This is a genomic window from Halomonas sp. 707D4 (genome assembly GCF_024158685.1).
Taxonomy (GTDB): domain Bacteria; phylum Pseudomonadota; class Gammaproteobacteria; order Pseudomonadales; family Halomonadaceae; genus Vreelandella.
This window is the reverse complement of sequence record NZ_JAMZBD010000644.1, coordinates 1-1,419: the sequence shown is the minus strand read 5'-3', so window position 1 is coordinate 1,419 and position 1,419 is coordinate 1. Positions and strand designations below refer to the sequence as shown.

General features: G+C 60.4%; 1 protein-coding gene and 1 pseudogene. One reads left to right on the top strand and one right to left on the bottom strand.

Going from position 1 to position 1,419, the window contains the following annotated elements; genetic code table 11:
• Positions 1–184: pseudogene (locus BIS11_RS17510) on the bottom strand (site-specific integrase); the annotation flags it as partial.
• A gap of 187 nt (positions 185–371) precedes the next feature.
• Between BIS11_RS17510 and BIS11_RS17505 the strand changes: the two are divergent.
• Entirely contained in the window at positions 372–1,403 is a 1,032-nt protein-coding gene (locus tag BIS11_RS17505; RefSeq protein ID WP_253422764.1) for a DNA-binding protein, read from the top strand.
• Positions 1,404–1,419 lie beyond the last annotated feature (16 nt).

Here is a 1,419-nt window from a genome sequence, read left to right as displayed (position 1 = left end):
GCTCCGCCTCCCGTCGGTACGCCTTGAAGGTCTGCGGGCTCGCCCGGTACTCGGCGAGCCACTGCGCTACCGCCTCGGCATCACTTCCCGCGGCAATACGCACCTCGTTTTGTAGAGCATTAGCGCTCTCTAAGACTCTCGATATTCCCTTTACCTGAACAGCATCAACAGCACTGCCGACCATGACATGCTCCACCCTTCACCATCGATAAAGTCTGCCTCTACATTCCCAGAAACTCAAGATAATACGTGTAATCTTGAATTTAAGCTTAATAAAATAAATATTATTACGTTTTACGTAATACGTAATTATTGTGATTTTACTTTTCCTGGCGCAAAATGGCGCTTTCATTCGGTGACAGGCAGACAACATGGCGCGCAGCGGCATCCAATACGCAGACGTGCAGCAGGCGATCGACACCCTGCTGACCCAGGGCGATACGCCGAGCGTTCAGCGCATTCGTGAAGTACTCGGTACCGGCAGTTTCACGACCATCAGCGAACACTTTCGTCAGTGGCGCAGCGAACGGGAGCAGAATCGCGACGTGCCGCCACCCAAGGGCGTGCCGGAAGTCGTCGTCTCTGCCGCCAGCGCACTCTGGAATCAGGCGCAGGAAGCCGCCAATCAGGCACTCGCCCACTACCGGGAGGATGCCAACCGTCAGGTACTCGAGGCGCGCGAGGCCGCCGAGCGCGCCGATCAGCATGCCCTCGACGCCGAGCAGCGCGAGAAGGCGCTGACGGAGCACTTGCGCCATACCGAGGCGCGCCTGGAAACATTGAGCCGCGAGCTCGCCACCGTCGAAGCCGCCCAGGCACGACTCGCCGAAGACGCCCGACGCGCCGAACGCCAGGCCGCCGAGGCAAAAGAGTCGGAGCGTGACCTGGAGCAGCGCTATCACGCGCTTCAGGAGAGCGCCGGGAAGGAGCGCCAGGCGCTGCAGGAAAGCGGGGAACAGCGCCTCAGGCAGGAGGAGGAGCGCAACGAAGCCGCCGAGGGCAAGCTGATGGCCGCCCTCGACACCCTGCGCCACGAGCGTGCCCAGGAAGAGAAAGTTCAGCAAAAGCGCTTGCGCCAGTGGGAAGAGAAGTACGCCACGCTCGAGAAGGCGCTCGCCGACGAGCGTGACCACCTGAAGTCGGTTCAAGCGGATAAGCAGCAGTTGCAAGAGCGCTTGATGGCCAGAGAGCGGGAGAACGCGGCGCTGGTGGACGATCTCGACAGCGCCCAGCGCGCCTTGACTAAGATGGAAGAGCGCCTCGAGCAGGAGCGTCAACAGCGAGAGCGTGAAAGCACCTGGCAACGTCAGCTGGACGAGCAGATCGAAGCGCTGCACCGCCAGCTCAGCGAACTACCCACTTCACTGCTGGCCAAGGAGACGCCAAAAGACGGCGAGAAGTGATAAAAGCCTTTATGTC